The sequence below is a fragment of the Paenibacillus sp. FSL K6-1217 genome, from assembly GCF_045040735.1.
In the GTDB taxonomy this organism is placed as follows: Bacteria; Bacillota; Bacilli; order Paenibacillales; family Paenibacillaceae; genus Paenibacillus_AQ.
This window is the reverse complement of sequence record NZ_CP150271.1, coordinates 2,362,823-2,387,021: the sequence shown is the minus strand read 5'-3', so window position 1 is coordinate 2,387,021 and position 24,199 is coordinate 2,362,823. Positions and strand designations below refer to the sequence as shown.

At 54.9% G+C, this 24,199-nt stretch carries 24 protein-coding genes and 1 pseudogene; 24 read left to right on the top strand and 1 reads right to left on the bottom strand.

Features of this window, described 5'->3' with window-relative positions; genetic code table 11:
* Position 1: 1 nt before the first annotated feature.
* The 4 genes from qcrB to MHH28_RS10660 all read left to right on the top strand — a co-directional run bounded on the left by qcrB (position 2) and on the right by MHH28_RS10660 (position 3,278).
* The gene (gene qcrB / locus MHH28_RS10675) at positions 2–673 is read left to right on the top strand and encodes a menaquinol-cytochrome c reductase cytochrome b subunit (RefSeq protein WP_036698729.1); all 672 of its coding nucleotides are present in this window, start codon (positions 2–4) and stop codon (positions 671–673) included.
* Between the two features lie 23 nt (positions 674–696).
* Entirely contained in the window at positions 697–1,572 is an 876-nt protein-coding gene (locus MHH28_RS10670; protein ID WP_405114673.1) for a c-type cytochrome, read from the top strand.
* Positions 1,573–1,675: 103 nt separating this feature from the next.
* The gene (locus tag MHH28_RS10665) at positions 1,676–2,323 is read left to right on the top strand and encodes a DUF1405 domain-containing protein (protein ID WP_405114671.1); all 648 of its coding nucleotides are present in this window, start codon (positions 1,676–1,678) and stop codon (positions 2,321–2,323) included.
* Positions 2,324–2,378: 55 nt separating this feature from the next.
* Positions 2,379–3,278, top strand: a complete 900-nt coding sequence (locus tag MHH28_RS10660) for a sporulation protein YpjB (RefSeq protein ID WP_405114669.1) — start codon at positions 2,379–2,381, stop codon at positions 3,276–3,278.
* 77 nt (positions 3,279–3,355) lie between these two features.
* Here MHH28_RS10660 and MHH28_RS10655 read toward each other — a convergent pair whose 3' ends face one another.
* Complete coding sequence (locus MHH28_RS10655; RefSeq protein WP_405114667.1) at positions 3,356–4,228, bottom strand: YitT family protein; 873 nt, start codon at positions 4,226–4,228, stop codon at positions 3,356–3,358.
* 167 nt (positions 4,229–4,395) lie between these two features.
* Between MHH28_RS10655 and MHH28_RS10650 the strand changes: the two genes are divergently transcribed.
* The 20 genes and pseudogenes from MHH28_RS10650 (at position 4,396) to MHH28_RS10555 (ending at position 24,193) form a co-directional block, all read left to right on the top strand.
* The gene (locus MHH28_RS10650; RefSeq protein ID WP_036698080.1) at positions 4,396–4,725 is read left to right on the top strand and encodes a nucleotide pyrophosphohydrolase; all 330 of its coding nucleotides are present in this window, start codon (positions 4,396–4,398) and stop codon (positions 4,723–4,725) included.
* Positions 4,726–4,784: 59 nt separating this feature from the next.
* Positions 4,785–5,306 (top strand): tetratricopeptide repeat protein, encoded by a 522-nt coding sequence (locus MHH28_RS10645; RefSeq protein WP_405114665.1) that lies wholly within the window; start codon positions 4,785–4,787, stop codon positions 5,304–5,306.
* Positions 5,307–5,338: 32 nt separating this feature from the next.
* Positions 5,339–6,142 carry a 4-hydroxy-tetrahydrodipicolinate reductase gene (gene dapB / locus MHH28_RS10640; RefSeq protein WP_405114662.1) on the top strand — a complete coding sequence of 268 codons (804 nt, stop codon included), beginning with the start codon at positions 5,339–5,341 and terminating at the stop codon, positions 6,140–6,142.
* 15 nt (positions 6,143–6,157) lie between these two features.
* Positions 6,158–6,583 (top strand): methylglyoxal synthase, encoded by a 426-nt coding sequence (mgsA, locus tag MHH28_RS10635; protein ID WP_036727258.1) that lies wholly within the window; start codon positions 6,158–6,160, stop codon positions 6,581–6,583.
* Entirely contained in the window at positions 6,580–7,284 is a 705-nt protein-coding gene (bshB1, locus tag MHH28_RS10630) for a bacillithiol biosynthesis deacetylase BshB1 (protein ID WP_405114660.1), read from the top strand. The genes mgsA and bshB1 overlap by 4 nt, the downstream gene beginning before the upstream one ends.
* A 94-nt stretch (positions 7,285–7,378) precedes the next feature.
* Positions 7,379–8,536 carry an N-acetyl-alpha-D-glucosaminyl L-malate synthase BshA gene (gene bshA / locus MHH28_RS10625; protein ID WP_405114658.1) on the top strand — a complete coding sequence of 386 codons (1,158 nt, stop codon included), beginning with the start codon at positions 7,379–7,381 and terminating at the stop codon, positions 8,534–8,536.
* A 10-nt stretch (positions 8,537–8,546) separates the two neighbouring features.
* Positions 8,547–9,380 (top strand): annotated as a pseudogene (locus MHH28_RS10620) (CCA tRNA nucleotidyltransferase); the annotation flags it as partial.
* A gap of 81 nt (positions 9,381–9,461) precedes the next feature.
* A complete protein-coding gene (locus MHH28_RS10615; protein WP_405116994.1) occupies positions 9,462–10,166 on the top strand; it encodes a hypothetical protein in 705 nt (234 codons plus the stop codon).
* The gene (locus tag MHH28_RS10610) at positions 10,159–10,959 is read left to right on the top strand and encodes a biotin--[acetyl-CoA-carboxylase] ligase (protein ID WP_405114656.1); all 801 of its coding nucleotides are present in this window, start codon (positions 10,159–10,161) and stop codon (positions 10,957–10,959) included. Before MHH28_RS10615 ends, MHH28_RS10610 begins: the two co-directional genes overlap by 8 nt.
* Before the next feature lie 456 nt (positions 10,960–11,415).
* Positions 11,416–12,556, top strand: a protein-coding gene (locus MHH28_RS10605) for an IS630 family transposase (RefSeq protein ID WP_405114654.1) whose coding sequence is annotated in 2 segments (ribosomal slippage) — positions 11,416–11,855 and positions 11,854–12,556 — 1,143 coding nt in all. Because the reading frame shifts where the segments join, the coding sequence is not laid out codon by codon here.
* Between the two features lie 664 nt (positions 12,557–13,220).
* Positions 13,221–14,087, top strand: coding sequence for a 3-methyl-2-oxobutanoate hydroxymethyltransferase (panB, locus tag MHH28_RS10600; RefSeq protein WP_405114652.1), 867 nt, complete (start codon positions 13,221–13,223; stop codon positions 14,085–14,087).
* A gap of 1 nt (position 14,088) precedes the next feature.
* Positions 14,089–14,979, top strand: coding sequence for a pantoate--beta-alanine ligase (gene panC / locus MHH28_RS10595; RefSeq protein WP_405114650.1), 891 nt, complete (start codon positions 14,089–14,091; stop codon positions 14,977–14,979).
* Positions 14,972–15,355 carry an aspartate 1-decarboxylase gene (gene panD, locus MHH28_RS10590; protein WP_036727238.1) on the top strand — a complete coding sequence of 128 codons (384 nt, stop codon included), beginning with the start codon at positions 14,972–14,974 and terminating at the stop codon, positions 15,353–15,355. Before panC ends, panD begins: the two co-directional genes overlap by 8 nt.
* 138 nt (positions 15,356–15,493) lie before the next feature.
* The gene (locus MHH28_RS10585) at positions 15,494–16,108 is read left to right on the top strand and encodes a hypothetical protein (protein WP_405114647.1); all 615 of its coding nucleotides are present in this window, start codon (positions 15,494–15,496) and stop codon (positions 16,106–16,108) included.
* Between the two features lie 115 nt (positions 16,109–16,223).
* Complete coding sequence (gene dinG, locus MHH28_RS10580; protein WP_405114645.1) at positions 16,224–19,085, top strand: ATP-dependent DNA helicase DinG; 2,862 nt, start codon at positions 16,224–16,226, stop codon at positions 19,083–19,085.
* Between the two features lie 179 nt (positions 19,086–19,264).
* Positions 19,265–19,915, top strand: coding sequence for a redox-sensing transcriptional repressor Rex (locus tag MHH28_RS10575; RefSeq protein ID WP_405114643.1), 651 nt, complete (start codon positions 19,265–19,267; stop codon positions 19,913–19,915).
* Positions 19,905–21,206: an amidohydrolase gene (locus MHH28_RS10570; protein WP_405114641.1), complete on the top strand. Its 1,302-nt coding sequence runs from the start codon at positions 19,905–19,907 to the stop codon at positions 21,204–21,206. The genes MHH28_RS10575 and MHH28_RS10570 overlap by 11 nt, the downstream gene beginning before the upstream one ends.
* Positions 21,207–21,235: 29 nt before the next feature.
* The gene (locus tag MHH28_RS10565) at positions 21,236–21,757 is read left to right on the top strand and encodes a DUF5590 domain-containing protein (RefSeq protein ID WP_405114639.1); all 522 of its coding nucleotides are present in this window, start codon (positions 21,236–21,238) and stop codon (positions 21,755–21,757) included.
* A 398-nt stretch (positions 21,758–22,155) separates the two neighbouring features.
* Positions 22,156–22,698: a hypothetical protein gene (locus MHH28_RS10560; RefSeq protein ID WP_405114637.1), complete on the top strand. Its 543-nt coding sequence runs from the start codon at positions 22,156–22,158 to the stop codon at positions 22,696–22,698.
* The gene (locus MHH28_RS10555; protein WP_405114635.1) at positions 22,691–24,193 is read left to right on the top strand and encodes an AAA family ATPase; all 1,503 of its coding nucleotides are present in this window, start codon (positions 22,691–22,693) and stop codon (positions 24,191–24,193) included. The genes MHH28_RS10560 and MHH28_RS10555 overlap by 8 nt, the downstream gene beginning before the upstream one ends.
* The last annotated feature ends 6 nt before the right edge of the window (positions 24,194–24,199 follow it).

Genomic DNA, 24,199 nt, shown 5'->3' with positions numbered 1-24,199 from the left:
CGTGTTCAAAAACGTATATAACTGGATTGACGAACGTCTGGATATTACACCGATCTGGAGAGATGTGGCCGACCACGAGGTACCCGAGCATGTCAATCCGGCGCACCACTTCTCAGCCTTTGTCTACTGCTTCGGCGGACTTACATTCTTCATCACTGTCATTCAGATTCTGTCAGGAATGTTCCTGACCATGTATTATGTCCCGGATATCATTAATGCTTACGCCAGTGTGGAGTATCTGCAGACCAAGGTCGCCTTCGGTAAAATCGTCCGCGGCATGCACCACTGGGGGGCGAGCCTGGTTATTGTTATGATGTTCCTTCATACGATGCGCGTGTTCTTCACCGGCTCCTATAAAGCGCCGCGTGAGATGAACTGGGTGGTAGGGATGCTGATATTTTTCGTCATGCTGGGACTGGGACTGACCGGTTACCTGCTTCCGTGGGACAACAAGGCGTACTTCGCCACCAAGGTTACGCTGGAGATCGCCAATTCGGTTCCGTTCATGGGACCGGTGCTTAAGGAGCTGATGCAGGGCGGCAACATTGCCGGCGCAGAGACGCTGACCCGGTTCTTCGCCTTACATGTATTCTTCCTCCCGGCGGTTCTGCTTATTCTGCTTGTCGGGCACTTCATTATGATCCGCAGACAAGGCATATCCGGTCCGCTGTAAAATAACGTTTAGGAGGCACGGTCATGGCACACGGAGACGACTCCAAAGAGAAGGTGGTATTCGTCGGGGATTCCCGGGTCCGCAGAGGAAACGGGTTCATTACCCCGCCGGATTATACGGCGTATCCGGGCAAGTCGGAGGCCTTTATCCCTAACTTTCTGCTCAAGGAATGGATGGTTGGCGTAGTGGTGCTGGTGGGCATTCTGGTTCTGACCATCTCGGAGCCCGCTCCGCTCGGGTTCCCTGCCAATCCGGCAGCTACGGTTATTCCGATTCCCGACTGGTATTTTCTTTTCCTCTATCAATATTTGAAGCTCCCTTACGCATCCGGCGACTATATTGTGCTGGGGACGCTGGGCGTGACGGGCGTGGCCTTCGGGGCGCTGCTGCTGGCTCCTTTTCTGGATACAGGCCCGGAGCGGCGGTTCTACCGCAGACCGATTGCATCCTCGCTGATGTTCCTGTCCCTGGCAGCAATTGTCTACTTGACTAACACCGCTTGGACAGAATACAAACATGAGATGGCGGAAACCGGCCAGATTCCCGAGGATGTTCAGCGTGAGGAGAAGGCGGCCGAGAACAAGGCGGCGGGCTTGCCAACCACAAGTGCCGTGAAGCCGAAGGATATAGCCATTGTGGACAAGGATGATCCGGCGATGGCACTCTATAAGAAAGCAACCTGTGTAACCTGCCATGCAGTAGATATGAAGGGCTCCGGCAGTTTTCCTTCGCTGCGCGGGGTCGGTGACAAGCATGATCAGGCAGCGATTCTTACTATTATAAAAGAAGGTAAAGGCCAGATGCCTCCTATGTATGAGACGGCTATGGGGGCAGGGCTGACCGAGCAGGACATCGATGAGCTGGCCGGCTGGCTTGCCAAACAAAAAAGCGGACAGTAAAATAACAGTAACGCAGGACCTGATCGTGTATGCGCTCAGGTTTTTGTTATGTCATGAAGTTGGTATGAAATGAAGCTGCAACAGTCGGGGGGAAGTTGTTCGTATGCCGGGTCATTGGTTTGAGAGATTTTTTAGGGACCGAAGAATTATATGGCTGCTGTTTATCGTGAATCTGCTGGGGACAGTCTACGGGTATATGTGGTATGGCAATCAGCTCACGTTCACAGCGCAGACTGAACCGCTCTGGCTCCTGCCGTTTGTTCCTGACAGCCCTACGGCCAGCCTGTTCTTCACGGCGGCGTTACTGCTGCTGCTCTATCCGCCAAGGGGTCTTGCCGGAACGCTGCTGCGGGAGCTGATTGAAGCGCTGGCTGTCCTAACCTCTGTGAAATACGGGATATGGGCGGTCAGCATCATTGTGGCCGGCGGTTATCAGGGCGATTCCGTCACCTGGCAAGATTGGATGCTGATGATCTCCCATACCGGGATGGCTGTGGAAGCCCTGATCTATGCCCGGTTCTTCACCTTCCGGAGGATGGTGCCTGTGGCGCTTGCGTGGACGTTCGCCAATGATATCGTGGATTATTCACAAGGCGTGTATCCATGGCTGCCATCGGTGCTTGATGATGATCTTATCGCTGTACAGTATTTCACCATGGGGCTTACGCTGATAAGCACGGCCGCTGCCTGGCTGTTCTGCGGTCGGACAAGGCGTCCGGCACTTCCAGGCCGATCTGCTGTGAAGCGCTGACCCTCTGTTCTAACTCTTGTCCTTCCGCCATACATTAAGGTGGGAGGGATGTCTCATGCCGCGCAGAAGAATATTCATATGGTCAGGAATCGTGCTGTGCTGGCTGCTGGCCGGTATCAGCGGAGGCCGTGTTCAGGCTGAAGCAGGGGATGCCGGTGCAGGCCCGGGAAGCGTAGCTTACATAGCAGCAGCCGGGAGTACCGCCAGTGATCCCGCTGCCCTCACGGCCAGAAGCGGAGCGCAGCGGCTGGAGCAGGCGGCGGAGGCTCTGTACAGCTATGTGCTTGAAGGCAATGTGCAGAAGGCCCGGAGTGAAGCAGAGGAGATCTCCCAGATCTTCATCTCCTCATCCTTCGAAGGGTTAACCTCAGTGGAGGGCGTTAATGCACTCTCGTCTGTGATTCTGGATATGAAGTCGGCGCTGGCTGCGGCCCAGCCGTCCCCGGAGAGATGGGAAGCGGCTGCGGCGAAGCTGCGGCTTGCCGCTAACAGCCTGAATCATCCCCGCCAGCCCATGTGGCTGCAGTATTACAAGCTGGTCCGCGAGGATCTGAACGATATGGAGCAGAGTGCTGCCGCGGGTGATCTGAAGAGCTGGACAGCGGCGCTGGCCAGACTCCAGAGCCGGTATGCGAATATCCGGCCAGCGGTGATCATCTCCCGGCCTTCCGAGACGGTGAACACCTTCGATTCCTGGCTGTCTTACGCGGGCGGGGTGGCGGGCTCGCAGCAGCCGGCGGAACGGGCCCGCCTGCTGGAGATTGTATCCTACGGGCAGGACGCAGCAAGAGTGATGTTCGGCAAGAACCGGAACGAGCCGGTCTTGTCACTGCCGCTGGCTCCGCCGCAATACGGCGGCTGGGGGCTGCTGGCAGGCGCATTCATCCTAACGGTGCTGGCGTATACAGCGTACCGGAAGTATCGGGGCCAGAAGCGGGATTTGAAGCCTGTGTAGAGCAGGGAGCAAAGGATACACAAAGGGCGGACCCAAGCAGCCATTGCCGGCTACTGGGGTCCGCCCTTGTGTGTGTATCAGGTCTCCTTGAAGCCTTCCCCGTGAACATCATGAACGTCACTGATAATGACGAAGGCCTTGGGGTCGACGGACTTAACCAGCAGGCTGAGCCTGCGGATCTCCTGTCTGGAGACCACGCAGTAGACCATGTGCTTGGCCTGCTTGGAATAGGCACCGATCGCCGGGATCAAGGTTACACCGCGGTCCATCTCTGCGGTGATCAGCTCCGCAATCTGCGGAGCCTCATCGCTGATGATGGTGAAGGCTTTGGCGGCGTAAGCCCCTTCCTGGATGAAATCAATGACGCGTGAGGCGATGAAGACGGCCACGAGGGTATACAGTATTTTCTCACGGGGAATGTAGAGCAGGGAAGCCCCGATGATGATGATATCCACGGCCAGGATAATCTGTCCCATACTCCAGCCGAACTTGCGTCCGAGAATCCGCGCTACAATATCTACACCCCCGGTGGTGCCCCCGAAGCGGAAGACAATCCCCAGACCCAGGCCCAGGGTGACCCCCGCATATAATGAAGCGAGAATAAAATCATGCTCTGTACTGAACGTTACAATCCAGCCCGCCTTGATCATCCGCTCAAATAACCAGAGGAAGAAAGACAGGGAGCCGATGCCGAGTCCGGTATAGACGATCTGATTCGCCCCGAGCACCCTCCAGCCGAGCAGAAAGAGCGGGAGGTTCAGCAGCAGCGTGGTTAAGAAGATAGGGATGTTAAAGGCGTAATTGAGCAGGATGGTAATCCCGGTAACTCCGCCCTCCATCAGCTGGTTGGGAATAATGAAATACAGTAATCCGAATGCGTAGATGGCCGTGCCCAGCATGATGGGGGCCACTGTTTTGCTAACTGTGCTGATTTTAACGGATGAACTCATATAATCCCTCGCCTACGCCTCAAAATGGGCAATTTATATGTAATGATCCCCCCGGAGAGCACGTAAGCCCCAGGCGGCATTGCAAAAAAGATTTGTCTTCAAAACGTCTTTACGATAACATAGGGGCAAACAGAAGGCAAGATCACACGGGGGTGAAAGGGCAATATATGGATAAAAGTCTTGGTGACATTCAGCGTGAGGTAGATGCCTACATCTCACAGTTTAAAGAAGGCTATTTCAGTCCGCTGTCCATGCTGGCCCGGATGTCCGAGGAAGTCGGAGAACTGGCCCGCGAAGTCAACCATCAATTCGGCGAGAAGCCGAAAAAAGCGGATGAAGCCGATAATTCAATCGAGCTGGAGCTGGGCGACATTCTCTTCATTACCGTTTGTTTCGCCAATTCACTCGGCATAGACTTAACGGAAGCCCATAATAAGGTTATGCACAAATTCAATACGCGTGATGCCGGACGCTGGACACCCAAAAACACCGATTAGGCCCATGCTACATATGCTGTACCAAACGAACGGGATTTAGCCGTCAGGATGGTGAGGATATGGATCATAATGATTATGTAAAAGCGGCCTACCGCTCAATACTGCGCAGTGACTTTGCTGAGGCGATCACGCTGTTCGAGGCGGCTATTGCAGCAAGTCCGGATGATGCCGAAGTCAGATACCGCTGCTCTATTACCTATGCACGCAGCGGGATGCTGGACAAAGCGCTGGAACATGCTATAGCCGCGCGCAGATTGGACGGGAGTAAACCGGAGTATCAGCTGCATCTTCAGCATCTGCAGGCGCTTCAGCTCGTGCAGGAAGCGAAGCGGCTGCTGGAGGATGAGTCCGGGGAGACGTTGAATCCGTACCATCCGATTACGCTGCTGAAGGAAGCAGTATCGCTTGACCCGTTATACGGGGATGCTTATGTATGGCTGGCGATTGCGCACAGCCGGATGAATGAACATCTGCAGGCGATTGCGGTACTGAAAGAAGTCATGTCGCTGCACCCGGATGACAGCGGACTGCGTCTGCTGATGAAGGATCTGCAGAAATCGCTGCAACAATATATACAATAATAACAGAGCCAGGGAAAGCGGGGAGAATTCATTTGAGTGACAAGATCAGGATTGTTGTCTCCGGAGCAGGAGGCAGAATGGGCAAAGAGGTTGTGAAGCTGGTATTGCAGGAGGATGAATTGGAACTGGCAGCTGCGGTAGACCGTTCCGCACATGGCCGTGATGCCGGACGTCTGGTTGGCTTAGAGGAATGCGGTGTGATCGTGACTTCGGATCTGGAATCTGCGCTTGCAGGTACAGCTGCGGATGTCATGGTGGATTTTACGCTTCCACAATCCGCTTATAGCAATACTGCACTGGCGATCAAATACGGCGTCCGTCCGGTTATCGGAACCACCGGCTTCACGCCGGAGCAGATCGCCGGGCTGGACAAGCAATGCCAGGAGCAGGGGATCGGCGGGCTGATTGCGCCTAACTTCTCGATCGGCGCGATCCTGCTGATGAAATTTGCTGCCCAGGCTGCGAAGTATTTCCCTCATCTCGAAATTATCGAATATCACGGAGACCAGAAGCTGGATGCTCCTTCAGGAACAGCGATTAAGACGGCAGAGATGATCTCTGAGGCGCGGCAGGAGCTCCGCCAGGGAAATCCGGAGGAAGAAGAGATTATTGAAGGCTCACGCGGCGGGTATTATAACGGCTTCCGTATACACAGTGTGCGTCTTCCGGGTGTCTTTGCCCAGGAAGAGGTTGTATTCGGCGGGTTCGGACAGTCGCTGAAGATCCGCCATGACTCCTATGAACGTGCGGGCTATATGCCTGGTGTCAAGCTCGGAATTCAAAAGGTGATGGGCTATACCGGCTTGATTTACGGGTTCGAGCATTTTTTAGAATAGACAGGAGAGAACAGAATGTTGAAAATCGCTTTTATCGCACATGACCGCAAAAAAGATGAAATGGTTAATTTCGTAACCGCTTATGAGCATGTTTTTGAAGGGCATAAGCTATTCTCCACCGGAACTACGGGCCAGCGCATCATGGAAGTGACCAAGCTGTCCATTCACCGTTACATGTCCGGGCCGCTTGGCGGCGACCAGCAGATCGGCTCGATGGTGGCTACGGATGAGCTGGATTTGATTATTTTCCTGCGTGATCCGCTGATGGCCCAGCCGCATGAACCGGATATTACGGCGCTGCTCCGGCTGTGCGATGTGTACGGGATTCCGGTTGCCACGAATATTGCTACAGCGGAGATTCTGGTGAAGGCTATTGACCGGGGAGATTTCGGCTGGCGTGAGCTGGTACATAAATACAAGCCGGGTGTGGACGAGTCATGAAGCTCGACATTCTGGTATTCGGCGCACATGCGGATGATGCCGAGATTGGCATGGCAGGAACGATTGCCAAGCATACGGCCGCCGGCTTCAAGGTGGGAATGTGCGATCTGACAAGGGCGGAGATGTCCTCGAACGGAACGGTGGAGCTTCGGGAGCAGGAGGCGCAGCAGGCTGCCGCAGTGCTGGGCGCGTCTGTGCGGACCAATCTGCGGCTGCCTGACCGAGGCCTGTATATGACAGAGGGCCATTTGGCGGCTGTAACAGCGGAGATCCGCCGCTATGCTCCGTCTATGGTGTTTGCTCCTTACTGGGAAGACCGCCATCCCGACCATATTGCCTGCAGCAAGCTGGTGGAGGAAGCAGTATTCAATGCCAAGCTGCGCAGATTTATGCCGGACAAGCCTTCGATCCCGGAACCTGAGTTATATTTCTACTTCATTAATGATCTGGGACGGACGGACCTGATTGTGGATGTGACCGCGCAGTATCCGCTTAAGGAGCAGGCATTGTCCTGCTACCGTTCACAGTTTGGAATTGCCCCGGGTGAGGATGCCGTAGCGACGCCTCTGACCGAAGGTTATATTGACCGCGTTCGTTCAAGAGACATGCTGCTTGGCCAGCGGAGGCTTATTCCTTATGCCGAAGGGTTCGCCGGCAAGGTGCCGTATACCGTAGATCTGTTCAATTCTGCCCGCAAATAGAGGTTGCCACTCGACAACGCCCGGAAAACAACTATAATTAATTCATATCGTTACTTGAAGTAATAGACTTAAGTTTAAATTAAGGGGCGGAGCTATGGAGCGGCTAAAGATAGGCATCACTTGTTATCCTTCTCTTGGCGGCTCGGGTGTGGTGGCAACTGAACTGGGCAAGCTATTGGCTGAAAAAGGCCATGAGGTTCATTTTATTACCCACAGCATCCCGTTTCGGCTGGGAACGTTTCAGAAGAATATTTTCTACCATGAGGTAGAGGTTAACGATTATTATGTATTCCGCTATCCGCCATATGATCTGGCGCTGGCGACCAAGATGGCGCAGGTAGCCAAAATGCAGAATCTGGATCTGTTCCATGTCCATTATGCGGTTCCGCACGCGGTATGCGCGTATCTCGCTAAGCAGATTCTGGGCAATGATATCAAGGTGGTTACGACACTGCACGGTACGGATATTACGGTACTGGGCCAGGATGAATCCCTGAAGGATCTGATCCGGCTGGGGATTAACGAGAGCGATGCGGTGACCGCCGTCTCCCGCGATCTGATCAAGGAGACCCGCAAAGCGTTGGATATCACGCGAGAAATTGATCTTACCTATAATTTCGTGGATAAGCGCGTCTATTATCCCCGAGATGTGACGGATTTGCGCGGCGATTTCGCGGCCCCGGATGAGAAGATCCTCATGCACATCAGCAATTTCCGCCCGGTCAAGCGGGTGAGTGATGTGGTGGATGTGTTCGCCAAGGTGAACCGCCAGGTGCCTTCCAAGCTGCTGCTGGTCGGCGAAGGACCTGACCTGCCGAAGATTCAGGCCAAGATCAGCGAGATGGGTCTTGACGATCATGTCCGCTTCCTGGGCAAGCAGGATGAGATTGCCCAGGTGATCTCCTTGGCGGACCTGCTGCTGCTGCCTTCAGAGAAGGAGAGCTTCGGGCTTGTTGCCCTGGAAGCGATGGCTTGCGGCGTTCCTACCATCGGCTCGCAGGCCGGGGGGATTCCGGAGCTGATCCAGCATGGCAAGACCGGATTCCTTGCGCCGGTCGGCGATACCGATACGATGGCGGAGTACGCCATCCGGCTGCTCTCGGACGAAGCGATGGCAGAGAGCTTCCGGCGCGCCTGCCTGGAGCGCTCCTGCAATGATTTCAGCAGAGATATGATTACCAATCAATATGAAGATATCTATTACCGTGTGCTCGGGCGCAAGGTATCCGGGTTAGACCCGATCCGGGGGTAAGGAGTACGATATGGAATGGAGAATGGCACCACCCGGCATGGCCGAAGCTGCCGGAACTGTAGTTGCAGGCCTGCTGGCAGGCGGCCATGAGGCTTATTTCGTCGGCGGCTGCCTGCGCGATGAGCTGCTGGGCCGTCCGGTGCATGATATCGACATCACTACCTCCGCGCTGCCGGAGGAGGTCATGGCCCTGTTTCCGCGCTGTGTCCCTACCGGGCTGGCGCATGGTACGATCACGGTGCTGCAGGAGGGCTACAGCCTGGAAGTGACGACCTACCGGACGGAGAGCGGCTATGCCGATCACCGGCGCCCGGAGCATGTCGTCTTCGTCAGGGATGTGCGGGAGGATCTCCGCCGCCGTGACTTTACGATCAATGCCATCTGCTGCGGCCTTGACGGCGCGCGGATTGACCCCTTCGGCGGGGAGCGGGATCTTAAGCTCCGCGTGATCCGCTGTGTTGGCGACGCGGAGGAGCGCTTCGAAGAGGATGCGCTGCGGATGCTGCGCTGCGTACGTTTTGCCTCCGTGCTGGATTTCGCGGTTGCGAAGAATACCTGGCGCGGCCTGCTGCGCCAGCGTGACAAGCTGGCGCATATTGCTGTGGAGCGGGTGCGCTCCGAGGTCGAGCGCATCCTGGAAGGCCCGCACCCGCAGCGCGGGCTAGGGCTCCTGCTGCGCAGCGGCCTGCTGCCGCGCGGCAAAGCGCCGTTCCCTTGGACCGGCAGGGACCTGGCGGCTGCCGCCGCCCGCCTCGCCGGTCTCGGGAACCTGCAGAGCGCCCGCCTGCGCTGGGCGCTCCTGCTGCATGCCCTGGGATCGTCGGCGGCTTCCGCCGATGAGCTCCTGCGGGCATGGACGTTCCCGGGGGCGACGCGCACCGGCGTCGTCGCCGTGCTCCGCGTCCGCGAAGCGTGGGACGCGGCGTTGTCCTCGGCGCGGCCGGAGGCTTCCGGCGCCGGAGACCTGCTGCGGCGGCGGTGGATCGCCGCCGTGCTGGCCCACGGCCAGTCAGCCGCCGAAGGGTGGCTGACGCTGCTGGAGGCGGCGGGGGCTGACGCCGCCGCCTCTGCTGGCGCCGGTGCCCTCGGCACGGCCGCAGGCGTCCCTGCCAGTGACGCGGGCGCACCCGCCACGGCCGCAGGACTTACCGCCACGGCCGAAGCCGCACCTGGCGCGGATGTTGCAGTCTCTGACGCGGGCGCACCCGCCACGGCCGCAAGAACTCCTGCAACGGCCGAAGGCGCACCTGGCGCGGATGTTGCAGTCTCTGCTGCGGGCGCACCCGCCACGGTCGCAGGAACTCCTGCCACGGCCGAAGCCGCACCCGGCGCGGATGTTGCAGTCTCTGACGCGGGCGCACCCATCATGGATGCAGCTGTCCCTGACGCCGCTGCCAACCCGCCCCTCACCACCAGCCTCCTGCGGTCCTGGACCGCAGAGATGCCGATCCGCACGCTGGCGGAGCTGGCGGTGAGCGGGCATGAGGTGACAGCGGTGCTGGAGAAGCGTCCCGGCCCTTGGCTGGGCGTCCTGCTGCACCGGCTGCTTCAGGCTGTCGCGGCAGGCGACATTGCCAATGACACACAATTACTGCTACAGGCAGCGCAAAGGATGGATAGAGATGAATAGCGGTCATACGCAGCGTCCCGCCGCCTTGAAGCGGGAGGCATTCGTACCCGGCTGGGCCTCGGGAATTCAGCGGCTGGATACTGTCGGTTCCACCCAGGAGGAAGCCAAATTGCTTGCCGAAGGAGGCGCTCCAGAAGGCACAACGGTTATGGCCGAAGCGCAGACCGGCGGACGCGGGCGGATGGGCCGCAAATGGCACTCCCCTCACGGCAAGGGAATCTGGATGAGTCTGGTGCTGCGTCCCGCGCTGCCGCTGGACCTCACTCCGCAGCTGACACTGTTAGCCGGAGTGGCCGTCTGCACAGCGATCCGTGAGGTGACCGGAGTGCCGGCCGGCATCAAGTGGCCGAATGACCTGCTGGCCGGCGGCCGCAAAATCTGCGGAATCCTGCTGGAGTCCTCGCTGCGGGAAGGCGGGCTGCATTATTGCATCGCCGGAATTGGCATCGCCGTCAATCTGACGGAGGAGGACTACCCGGAGGAGCTGCGGGGAATCGGTACATCGCTGCTGATCGAAGGCGGCGGCATTCCTGTAGACCGTACGAGGCTTGCGGAAGCTGTGCTGGAAGAGCTCGAATACTTGTACCGGCTATATCTGGAGCAAGGCTTCCAGCCGGTGAAGGAGCTGTGGGAGTCGATGTCGGTGACACTGGGGCGTCAGGTATGCGTGAACACTCCTCAAGGCCGCACCGAGGCCACCGCTGTCGGACTGAGCGACAACGGCGGGCTGCTGCTGCGCAACCCATCCGGTGAGGTAGTGAGCGTACTGTCCGGCGAAATTGAAATGATTTAGAAGAGCATCAGATTTAACTAGTATCTCATCAGATTAAAGTTAGTGGAGCAGACACAATTCCCCTTCAATTTACATCTTTTCCAAGCGGGGGGTTCTTTAAGGGTGTTTGGCTTAGCATAACGGACTGAGGTGCTCTTATGAATAAAGAAAGTCGTCACTTGGGCGATTAACGGACCGCAAGGACCTTATCCCCTGCAATTCAGCCCCAAAACGTCTTTCAGAAAGATGATAAGATCTCCTGAGTCCGTCACGCTGCAAAAAGGGGCGTTATAGCGGGAATAAGGTCTCTTCGGTCCGTTAGATTTTTGGGGATGATAGGGTTTCTTTACACGAACCCCTGAGTTTCACAAGCTTATCCACGCTTTTAAATCCGACACTGTACTAGTAGAGTATCAGATTTAAAATAGTTAAAATATGGTGAATGTGATATAGTCGAGATAAAAAGAGGTGTCGACTATGAGAAACCGTGAATATACCGTTTGCTTAACCGCAAATCAGCAGAATGAATTACTGGAGATTTGCTCGAAAGGTAAGGTGGCCGCACGATCTCTTCGGCGAGCCCAAATTCTGTTGTGGGCAGATGAGAATCGACTGGACGGAAAACTTACAGATGTAGAAATTGCCAAGCAGCTACACATCCATACGAACACCGTATATCTGGTGCGCAAGTCCTTTGCAGTGAACGGAATGCAGGCGGCACTTGAACGAAAAAAGAGACTGACCCCGCCGAATCCTCCAAAGGTTACTGGCGAATTGGAGGCGAAAATCATCGCACTCAGTTGCAGTACACCCCCAGCCGGAAGAAGTCGGTGGACCCTTCGACTGTTGGCAGATAAGACCGTAGAACTGGGGTATATTGACAGCATTTCGTACGACACGGTGGATCGGATTTTAAAAAAACGAACTCAAACCCCATCTTCGTAAATGTTGGTGTATTCCGCCTAAGCAGAATGCGGCGTTTGTAGCAGCCATGGAAGATGTGCTAGAGGTCTACCATTTGCCCTACGATAGAGAATGTCCTGTCATTTGCATGGATGAAAAACCCTTCCAACTGCTGGATGACGTGCGAAACCCCATTCCGATGAAACCAGCCAAGCCACTGAGAGAAGATTCAGAATACGTACGCCATGGAACCTGTAGTATCTTTATTTTCACAGAACCGCTTGCAGGCTGGCGGCATGTCAGCGTTCGTCCACGACGTACCAAAATCGAATGGGCGGAGCAAGTTCGGGAACTTTTGGACGTTCATTACCCGAGCGCACCGACCCTTCGTTTGGTGATGGACAATTTAAACACACATTCCATTGCCTCGTTATATGAAGCTTTTGAACCCGAGACGGCGTTACGTCTAGCCAAACGACTCGAGATCCACTACACACCTAAACATGGCAGCTGGCTAAACATTGCTGAAATTGAGCTGAGCGTCATGACAAGCCAATGTTTAGACAGACGGATTCCCTCTATGGAAGAGCTAGCCAGCGAACTAACCGAATGGGAATCGACTCGAAACGCTGTTCAAAAAGGAGTGGATTGGCAATTCACTACGGAAGATGCACGAGTCAAACTCAAAAGGTTATATCCACAATTTAAAGGCTGATGCGGTACTAGTCAGAATGATTTTAACTAATTGCATGCTGAGGGCTTGGCGCCCCTCGATTAGGGTGCAAAGAGTATGCTTAATTGCAATCTGTAACAATCTGTACAACTAAATCGTCTGATGACCGCCGAATCTCGCTTTAGCTGTATTTCGTGCAATAAAATGACATGTATACTTGGATTTTCGCCCATCCGGGCAAATGTAGTTGTACAGACTACAGTTAGGAGAGGAAAGTCTTCCGCTTCACTGTTGTTATTTGTACATAATACACTTATCTCTCTTTTTAGCTATGAACGCAGCTTTGTACTTTACCTTGTTAGAATGCCAACAAGGCCGCTCCTCACGACCACGAGGGCGGCCATGTCATATTTTAAGGTGTTTATTTTTGTATTTTTTTGTTATACTGTGGTCAGAGGCGGCATCGCATGGCGAGCTGTACTCACGCAACTGAAATCTTTTAACAGGACATTGTTTACCGGATGTACCTTCATAACTGGATGTAACGGTTACGTTGGATTCTGCTCTGAGCCGTAAGGACCGAGACAGAAGGGACGATCGCGAGTGACTCTTTTTTGCCCTTCGGACCTTTTTAGCGGACTATGCTAAAAGGTTTTTTTGTTTGCGCGAAGATCGCGTATTTTATGGAAAAGGGGAAGAGAGCGACATGGCCGACAAACACGCACTGAATATTATCAAAATGAAAAAAATGAAAACGGACGGTGTGCCCCTGAGCATGCTGACCGCTTATGATTACCCTTCAGCCCTGCTGGCAGAGGAGGCCGGAATTGACCTGATTCTGGTCGGCGATTCCCTGGGGAACGTCGTGCTTGGTTATGATACCACGCTGCCGGTTACCATAGAGGATATGGTCTACCACACCCGTTCGGTGAAGCGGGGAGCGCCCCATACGTTCATAGTGGCGGATATGCCGTTCATGACCTACCACGGAAGCGTGGATGAGACCTTGCGCGGTGTGCGCAGACTGATGCAGGAAGGCCAGGCCCATGCGGTCAAAATGGAAGGCGGCCTTGAGATCTGCTCCGCTGTGTCCGCAGTGGTTGCAGCCGGAGTTCCGGTGCTCGGCCATATCGGCCTGACCCCTCAGTCGGTTAATATGATCGGAGGCTACCGGATTCAGGGCAAGGATGCCAAGGATGCCAAGCGGCTGATGGACGAGGCGAAGGCGCTGGAAGCTGCCGGAGCCTTCGGTATTGTGCTGGAGCTGGTGACGGAAGAGGTGGCGGAGGCGATCTCCAAAGCGGTCAGTATACCGACCATCGGTATCGGTGCAGGACGCTACTGTGACGGACAGGTTCTGGTGTTCCATGACGTACTGCGGTATGCCTCCCCTTACCGGGAGAAAAAATTCGTCAAAACCTACGCCGATGTCGGCACTCTGATCCGTGAAGGCATCAGCAGCTATGTTCAGGAAGTGAAAGACCGCTCATTCCCTGCGGAAGAGCATGTGTTCAGCGCAGACGAGACGGTCCTGGAATCTTTATACGGCAATGCCGGCAAAGGAGCGAAATAACATGAGAGTCATCCGAACGATTGCTGAAATGCGCGAAGCGCTTGAATATATGCGTCAAGGAGGCCATGGCCCCGTTGGTTTTGTACCCACCATGGGTTATCTGCACGAAGGACATGCCAGCCTGCTGCGTAAGGCGGGGGAGAAGAGCGGCACGGTGGTGATGAGTATTTTTGTCAATCCGCTGCAGTTTGGCCCGAATGAGGATTTTGCTTCCTACCCCCGGGATGAGCAGCGTGACCTGGAGCTTGCCGAACGCGAAGGCGCGGACCTGGTGTTCATCCCAAGTGTGGAAGAGATGTACCCGCAGCCGATCCGTGCAGGCGTCTCCGTAGCCTCGCTAACCTCGCAGCTCTGCGGAGCATCGCGGCCGGGGCATTTTGACGGAGTTACTACGGTGGTCAGCAAGCTGTTCAACATCGTACAGCCGGATTACGCCTTCTTCGGACTCAAGGATGCCCAGCAGGTCGCCGTACTCCGCCGGATGGTGTCCGACCTGAGTATGAATGTGGACATTATCGCCTGCCCTATTGTGCGGGAGGAAGATGGGCTGGCACTTAGCTCACGCAATGTCTATCTGAGCGCCGAGGAGCGCAGACAGGCGCTGGTATTGTCCCGTTCCCTGCGCGAAGTGCGTCAGGCTATGGAAGAGGGCAGCATACGCACGATAGATGAAGCACGGGGGATGCTGGTCTCCATAATTTCGGAATCGCCGCTTGCGGTCATTGATTACGCCGAAATTCTAACCTTCCCCGATCTGGAAGAACTGGAAGGCGGAAGCAGGCTGACGGATGCGGGTGGAGAGATTATAATGGCTCTGGCAGTGAAGTTCGGCAGAACCCGTCTGATTGACAATAATGTATTTATTCCTAAGGAGGCACACGCTCTTGTTTAGACATATGATGAAATCCAAGATCCACCGGGCAACAGTCACTGAAGCCAATCTCAATTATGTGGGCAGCATTACCATTGATGAGGATCTGATGGAAGCCGCAGACCTGCTGGAGAACGAGAAGGTGCAGATCGTGGACAACAATAACGGTTCCCGTCTGGAGACCTATGTCATCCCCGGCCCGCGCGGCAGCGGCGTCATTTGTCTGAACGGGGCGGCGGCGCGTCTGGTGCAGCCCGGCGATACCGTAATTATTATTTCGTACGCTGTGATGTCCTCCGAGGAGCTGGCGGCGCACAAGCCGACTGTAGTGTTCGTTGATGCAGGCAACAAGCCGGTGAAGCTGGCGGATCATGAGATTCACGCGACAATTGCCTGAAGTCCGCGCTTTGAGCCATGTAATCAATGGCAGGGATGAAGACCCCCGTACTTGCTGATAATGAACGTAGGCAAGCTTAAGCTGACTTCATTATCAGTAAGGGTGGGATGTCCGGTGTTTCAACATTTATTTGCTGAGATGAACAAGATGCTCCAGGAGATCAAAGCCGACTATCCTACTGCGGAGGGTGCCCGCCGAAGCGATCTTTTATCCAAGTATAATATGCTCCACCGAATCAGTGATAATGTAATGGATGAGTGGCTGGTTTTTGCCGAGAAGCTGAGCGAATTCCGGGAACAGGCTGATTTCCAGGCCCAGCCGGAGGAACTGCCTGAAGAGGAAGCGCCTGAGCTTGCGATGGATGCTTTTGTCAGGGGACAGGGCTATTACAAGCTGCTGATGTACCGCAAATGCATTGAACAGTTCCGGGAAGTTACGGCTAAGTATCCGGACAGCCTCGCTGCCCGCCTGTATCTGGCAATGGCTTACCTCCAGGAGGGGGAAGGCGACATTGCCTGGGGCCATCTGGAGCACATGCTGGGCCTGATCCGTGAGGTGAAGCTGAAGGCAATGATCTATAATGCGATGGGGTGTATCCGGGCTTCCCAGGAACGCTTCGTTGAAGCCAGCGAGCTGTTCAGCCTGTCGCTGCTGCATGATCCGGAGCTCCCGGAGCCTAACGTTAATCTGGAGGTATGCCGTAAGCGGGGCGGGAAGCTTGAGTTCGGCCGGCAGCTGGTTTCGCTTTTATAATTTATCCTCGGTTTCTTCAGGCGATGCGCCCCACTTCCCGGGGTGTGCATCGCCTTTTTTCGTAACTTCTGTTATGCTGATAAAGAGTCTCAAGTGAAAGGGAATAGAACTTATAATGAAATTTGCCGTGCTTGATTTTGAAACTACGGGAACCCAATCTGTAGGAGAGATCATCCAGGTTGGCCTTGCCATTATAGAAGAAGACGGGACGATTTCCCGGGTGTATGGTTCCTACGTCAAGCCCGGAGCGCCCATTCCTCCTTTTATAACGGGCCTGACCGGAATTACAGACAGCGATGTACAGGATGCGCCGGAGCTTGATGAGATGATGATGGAGCTGGTGCCGCTGCTGGATGATGTGGTCCTCGTTGGACACAATGTGGCGTTTGACTTTCATTTTTTGCAGAATGCGCTGGACCGCTGCGGTTACTTGCCGTTTCAGGGGCGGATTCTGGATACAATCGATTTTCTCAAAATATGCTTCCCCTCGCTGAGCACCTATCAGCTGGGCGCGGTAAGCAACCACTTCGGCATTACGCATGACCGTCCCCATCAGGCGGACAGCGATGCGCTTGCCACGGCTATTGTGCTGCTCAAATGTCTGGAAGAGCTGCGCAGTCTGCCGCTGCTGACCGTTCAGCGGCTGAATGAGCTGTTCGCGGACGAAGACAGTGATTTGGCCTGGTATTTCGACGGTCTGCTGCGGGAGCGGGAGATGGAGACCTTCCAGCCGGAAGGGGAGCTGAGCTTCTACCGCCAGCTTGCGCTGGCGGTGGGGGACTGGGCGGAGCTGGCTTTGCCGCGGGAGGAAGGAAGCGTCAACCCGCTGGAGAATATTACCTTTGAAGAGTATATGGATGAGGTGACGCTGCGGCTGAAGGCCGCTCTTCCCCAATATGAGAGCCGTGAGGCCCAGGAGCTGATGATCCATGAGGTTATTACAGCGCTGGAGCAAGACAAGCATCTGCTGATTGAAGCGGGGACAGGCACCGGCAAATCGCTGGGGTACCTGCTTCCGGCTATCTACCACAGTGTGAAGAGTGACCAGAAGGTGATGGTCAGCACACATACCATCAACCTTCAGGACCAGCTGCGTGAACGGGACATTCCGCTCTTGACCAGCGTTGTGCCGTTCCCGTTCAAAGCCTCCATCTTTAAGGGAAGAGGGCACTATTTGTGTCTGCGCAAGTTCGAGCACCGCATGAACAAGAAGGACTTCACCAGTCCAAGAGAAGAAGCGCTTACCGCTGCACAGATGCTTGTCTGGCTGACCCAGACGACCACCGGCGATGATGAGGAGCTTAACTTAAGCGGGCGGGGCGGCGATTTCTGGGAGACGGTAGCCAGTGATACCGACTCCTGCCTGGGACGCGCCTGTCCCTGGTTCCGCAAATGCTATTACCATCGGGCCAAGCATGAGGCGGGGATCTCCGATGTGGTGGTTACCAATCACTCCAAGCTGTTCGCCGATGTCAAAGCCGGGCATCAGCTTCTTCCGGCGTACGATCATCTTGTTATTGATGAGGCTCATCATCTGGAGGATATTGCCGGCAAGCATCTTGGCATGCAGATGAAATATTTCACATTCGCTCATACGCTCACCCGTCTCTACAAGGACAGCCGGAGCGGGCAGCTGCCTGCCCTCCGCCAGAGTCTGCAGTCTTCGGGCAGTGAGCAGGCTTCCGAATGGAGCGGCGTGATCGACCGGATCTATCCCGATTTGCTGACCGTGAAGGAATCCTGGGATGCGCTCAGCGACAGGCTCTTCAGTCTGCTGCCTGAGCGCAGCGATGCCGGGGCCGGTGAAGCCGGCCAGCTGGTGGCCCGCCTGCAGCCGGGCAAGAAGCCGAAGGACTGGGAGGAGCTGGCTGCTCTTGAGAATACGCTGAACCTCAGTCTGAGCGATATCATCCGCAAGGGGGACAGGATGCTCAGCGAGATGCGTGATACGGACAGCCAATCCTCGTCGGACAGTCTGGTGACCGACATAGGCGGGTTGTTCAAGGATCTGGCATCCATTAGAGAGCAGATCCGCTTCTTCATGAGCCTGAATGATGAGAATATCGTGTACTGGCTGGAGGGAAGCGGCAATTATAAGGGCAAATCGCTCCAGATGTATGCCGTTCCTGTAGATGTCAGCACCCAGCTCAGGGAGCTGTTCTTCGACAAGAAGAAGAGTATTATCCTGACCTCGGCCACCTTATCGGTGGATAAATCCTTCCAGTTCATGATTGATAACCTGGGGCTAGGTGAGGCTGCGGAGCAGGGGCGTCTGATGACTGCTCTGCTTCCGTCGCCGTTCAAGTACCGTGAGCAGGCGCTGCTGGTCATTCCCCGTGATTTCCCGAGCGTCAAGGGAAGTATAGGGGATGCCCGGTTTGTAGATACGCTGGTGCAATCCCTTGCCGAGACGGCTGTAACAACACGGGGGCGGATGCTGGTGCTGTTCACCTCCTACAAAATGCTGCGCCAGGTCTATGAGCCGCTGAAGGAGGCGCTTGCTTCTCAGGATATCGCAGTGCTGGGTCAAGGTGTGGAGGGAGGCAGCCGGAGCAAGCTGATCCGCCGCTTCCAGGACAGCCCGGCCTCCGTCCTGCTCGGGACCAGCAGCTTCTGGGAAGGGGTCGATATTCCCGGAGAAGCATTGACCTGCCTGGCCATTGTCAGACTCCCGTTCCAGCCGCCGAATCATCCGCTGGCAGAGGCGAAGTCGGAGCTGCTTCAGGCTCAGAAGAAGAACCCGTTCATGAAGCTGTCCGTGCCCCAGGCCGTTATCCGCTTCAAGCAGGGCTTCGGGCGGCTCGTCCGCACGGCACAGGACCGGGGCATCGTGATTGTTTTTGATACCAGGGTGATTGAATCGTACTACGGGAAGTACTTCCTGTATTCGCTGCCCGGTCCCAAGATGGAGCATATGCTCACCGAGCAGATGGTCCCGAGAATTGCCGAATGGCTGGAAGACGGCGGGGTTTCCTAATTGGGGCGCTATTGCTATTATTAATAAGTCAAGGTTCACCTGAAGATCCGTTTTCCGCTGTCCTGCCATTCCGGCAGGCTGCGGGGCACGGTTGCTATAATCGGATAAGGTTACGAAGCGAGTTGTGCGAAGTTCATCACAGCAGGATATGCTATCAAAACTTTTAAGGAGGAGAATACATGAAATCGGATAAAATATCGGAGGCCGTCGTCCGCAGGCTCCCAGTGTACCTGCGTTTCCTGAACGATCTCCAAAAACGTGAAATCTCCACAGTCTCTTCCCAGGAGCTGGGCCAGAAGCTGGATCTGAACCCCGCCCAGATCCGCAAGGATCTCGCTTATTTCGGTGATTTCGGCAGAAAGGGCATCGGCTACGATGTATCTTATCTGATCGAGAAGATCCGCCATATCCTGAAGCTTGACCAGCAAATTAATGTGGCCCTGGTCGGAGCCGGTAATCTCGGCCATGCTTTGTCCAACTACAATGCTTACCTGAAGGATACGATGAAAATCACGGCCGTCTTCGATGCCTACCCGCCGAAGGTGGGCCAGCAGATCAACTCGCTGGTGGTGCAGCCGATGGAGGAGCTAAGCGCTACGATCCGCTCTCAGGGCATCCGGATCGGGATTATCACCGTGCCGGACAGCGAAGCCCAGAATGTGGCCGATATTCTTGTAGACTCCGGCATCGAGGCGATTCTGAACTTCGCACCGGTTATTCTCAAGACGCCTGCCAATATCCGGATTCATGCCGCAGATTTCACTACAGATCTGCAGAGCCTGGCCTATTATTTGCATGATGGAAAGGAAGAGGCTGAAGATGAGCAGTAAGACCACGATAATCAAGAACGGATACTTTCTGGTTCCGGGCAGCGACAAGCCGGTTCTGAGCGGGTATATGACCCTCGAGAATGATCTGATTACTTACATAGGCGAAGCTGAGCCGGCAGTGGAAGAAGGCGCTCTGGTCGTAGACGGCAGCCGTCTGCTGTTCATGCCGGGTCTGGTCAATACCCATGGGCATACGGCGATGTCACTGCTGCGCGGATACGGGGACGATATGGTGCTTCAGTCCTGGCTGCAGGAGAAGATGTGGCCGATGGAAGAGAAATTCACTGGTGATGATGTATATTGGGGAACCTCCTTGTCCGTGCTGGAGATGCTCAAGGGCGGCACAACTACCTTCCTCGATATGTATGATCATATGGACCGGGTAGCGGAAGTGACCGAGCAGTCCGGCATTCGTGCTGTGCTGATGCGCGGCGTGATCGGGCTGTGCCCGGAAGAGATCCAGCAGTCCAAACTTGCGGAAGCGATTGCTTTTGCCCGTAACTGGCATGGCAAGGCTGACGGCAGAATCACGACCATGCTCTCTCCTCATGCTCCCTACACCTGTCCTCCAGAGTTTTTCATGAAGTTTGTGCAGGCTGCCCATGATCTGGACCTGCCGATGCACACCCATATGTCCGAGACGCGCCATGAAGTGGAGCAGAACGTGGCCGACTACGGCCTGCGTCCCGTTGCGCATCTGGAGAAGCTCGGAATGTTTACCCGTCCGTCCCTCGTGGCCCACGGGGTGCATCTGAACGATGAGGAGATCGGAATTCTGGCCCGCCATAACGTTGGCGTGTCACATAACCCCGGCAGCAACCTGAAGCTGGCCAGCGGGGTTGCGCGGGTTCCTGAGCTGCTGAGAGCCGGGGTGAAAGTGTCCCTCGGTACAGACAGCGCGGCAAGCAACAACAATCTGGATATGTTTGAAGAGATGAGGCTGGCGGCTTTGATCCACAAGGGCGTAAGCGGCGATCCTACAGCGGTACCGGCTCCTGAGGCGCTTCTGATGGCGACGGAGTACGGGGCGCAGTCTATTTTCCTGAGCGGGGTAGGCCGGCTTGCAGCAGGGATGAAGGCCGACTTCATCGCACTGGATATTGACCAGCCGCATCTGCTGCCGCACACCGATCTGCTCTCCCACGCCGTATATTCGGCAAGTGCCAAGGATGTGGAGCATGTATGGGTTAACGGTAGGCAGGTTGTGAAGCATGGACAATGCCTGACCCTTGATGAAGAAGCCATCCGCCGCAAAGCACAGGAGACGTTCGAGAGCCTGCTGAAGCGGTAATTTAGGAGAACGGGAAAGGAAGCAACGCGGTGAAGAAGAAGAGGAGAAAATGGATATGGCTGGGAATTATCCTGGTGCTGCTCCTTCTGTTCGGACTTAGCCAGTTCTATGCCTACATTATGAAGGACCAGTGGAACGAGCGGAATGAAGCCAAGGAGCTGGCCCGGGCGCGTACCGGATTAACAGAGGTCACCAAGGCCCAGAAATCCGTCTGGGATGAGAATGAGATCTACTGGGTGCTGACCGGCAAGAATGAGGCAGGGACCGAGATGATGGTGTGGGTCCGTTTCACCGTGGAGGGCAAGCCTGCCGGAGGCGACAACGGCCTGTATGCCGAAGAGCTGAGTAAAGGAACCTCGGAAGAGAAGATGCGCGGGATCATTGCCGCCCAGCTGCCGGACATTACGATTGAACGGCTGCTGCCCGGTGTATACAACGGAGAATATGCCTGGCAGTTATTTTACAAAAAAGACGGGCGTTACTATTACAACTTCTACCGCTTCACAGACGGCAGCGCCATCGGTGAAGGGTACAGTCTGCCGAACCGTTAAGCTAAGCGCTCAGCGGCAGAATAATTTGCGGGAGAACAGAAATATCTGTTCTTCCGTTTTTTTATATATAAGGGCTGGAGATATTGATATACCAATTGCTACACTCAGTGTGTTCCTTATTGGCTAGCGCCAATCTGTATGTACGCTCGATCAAGGAGCTAACTTTGCACCAACGATTGGCCGATAAAAAAAGATAAGCTCATGAAACATCCAGAAATTAGTATCAAAAATTTTAAATATATTCACAACTTTATGTAAAATCGTATATACACCTGTGATATACTACTACTTGTATTAAGACATGCTTAAGAGCATGTCAGTCTCGGATAGGCGCTAGACACGCTGGCTGGTCTTTATTATAGAGTTATGCTCGGTCATTATTGAGAGGAGGACGTTTCTTGAAACTGCGTCTTATGCCTGTACTGCTAACGTCTCTGCTGTCTGCTGCATTATTGTTTGGTGGCTGGTATTCCTACCGTCAATTCGTGGTGCAGGAGCCGCTACAGAAGCTGGTATCATCCTACGAGGGAGTGAAGGATTCCCATATTACTATTAAACGCAATGAAGTCACTTTGAAACTGGATTTGCAGCCGGGCACGAAATTACGTGAGCTGGTGCAGTATGTATCGAAGGAAGGCAGCGCCGCCATCGATGGCCGGACCCTCAAGCTGGATGTAGAGCAGAAGCCGAGCGAGCTGCTGGATGAATACTGGGATAAAGCAATGTTCTCTGTAGCGGAAGCGATGGAGAGCCGGAAGTATACATTGATACCAGCGAAGCTGGATGGACTGAAGGAGCAGGACAGCAAGTACAGCGGGGTTACAGCCGCCACAGAGATTGACGACAACAATGTGTATGTAAGCCTGAGCAACGGCACAGAGAGCAAATTCATCATTCTGCCGCGTGCAGCAGCCAAGATGGGAGTGTGGAACCATGCCTAAGTACTGGAAAGAGGTTGTAGCCGGATTCGTTCCGGTCATGCTGATTTTTATGGCTTTTGTGGGGATTAATATCTTTCCTGTAATCATAGCACTGGGCATGGTTGCCGCGCTCCTGTTCATTGCCCACGCCCGCGGCGGTCTGACAGTTAATGCAGGTGCGGATAAGAAGCGCAAGAAGAACGGCCCCTCCAAGCTGACCTTTGAAGAGATCGGCGGACAGGACAATGCCAAGCAGGAGCTGCGTGAAGCGCTGGATTTCCTGATCCGGCATGAAGAAATCAGCAAGTTCGGGATTCGCCCGCTGAAGGGGATTCTGCTTACAGGCCCTCCGGGAACCGGGAAGACGCTGATGGCCAAGGCTGCGGCGCATTATACTAACTCCGTGTTTGTAGCTGCTTCGGGTAGTGAATTCGTTGAGATGTACGTCGGCGTCGGCGCCGGACGCGTACGCGATCTGTTCAAGGATGCCCGTACGCGCGCGCTCAAGGAGAATAAGCAAAGCGCAATTATTTTCATTGATGAAATTGACGTTATCGGCGGGAAGCGCGAAGGCGGGCAACAGCGTGAGTATGATCAGACGCTCAATCAGCTGCTGACCGAGATGGACGGGATTTATAACAATGATACCCCGCGCATTCTGCTGGTAGCCGCAACGAACCGCAAGGAGATGCTTGATTCTGCGCTGCTGCGTCCGGGCCGTTTTGACCGCCACATCCAGGTCGATATGCCTGACAAGAAGGGACGCAAGTCGATTCTCGATCTGCATGCCAAGAACAAGCCGCTGCATGACACCGTGAATCTGGATAAAATCGCCGAAGAAGCTTACGGCTTCTCGGGTGCGCAGCTGGAGAGCGTGATGAACGAAGCCGCAATCTACATGATGCGTGAGAATCTGACCCTGGTGGAGCAGCGTCATCTGTCGATGGCGATCGACAAGGTCATGATGGGCGAGAAGACCGACCGTGAGACCAACCATGAAGAGAAGAAGCGGGTAGCGATCCATGAGCTTGGACATGCTATTATGGCTGAGCTGCTGCGTCCCGGAAGCGTAAGCCAGGTCACACTCACCCCGCGCGGACAGGCACTCGGTTATGTACGGCATAATCCTCAGACCGAGCAGTATCTGTACACGAAGGACTATCTGGAGCATCAGATTATGATTGCCCTGGGCGGAGCTGCTGCGGAAGAGATGTATTACGGCGGACGCAGTACCGGTTCCCGCGGCGATTTCGACCAGGCGCTGAATATTGTTGAGACCATGATGAAGTCAGGGCTTACCTCGCTCGGCATTGCGAATCTGCAAATGGTTACCACTGAAGAGCTAATGAAGGAAAACAGTAAAATACTGGATGATCTGATGATCCGTACAAAGGACCTGCTGGAGCAGCAGAGAAATATATTTGATTACTCCCTTGACATTTTAATGAAGGAAGAAGTTCTCTCCGGAGAGCAATTTCGTTGTCAATTTCGTGACAGTGTCCTTTTACCGGCATAATTCTTT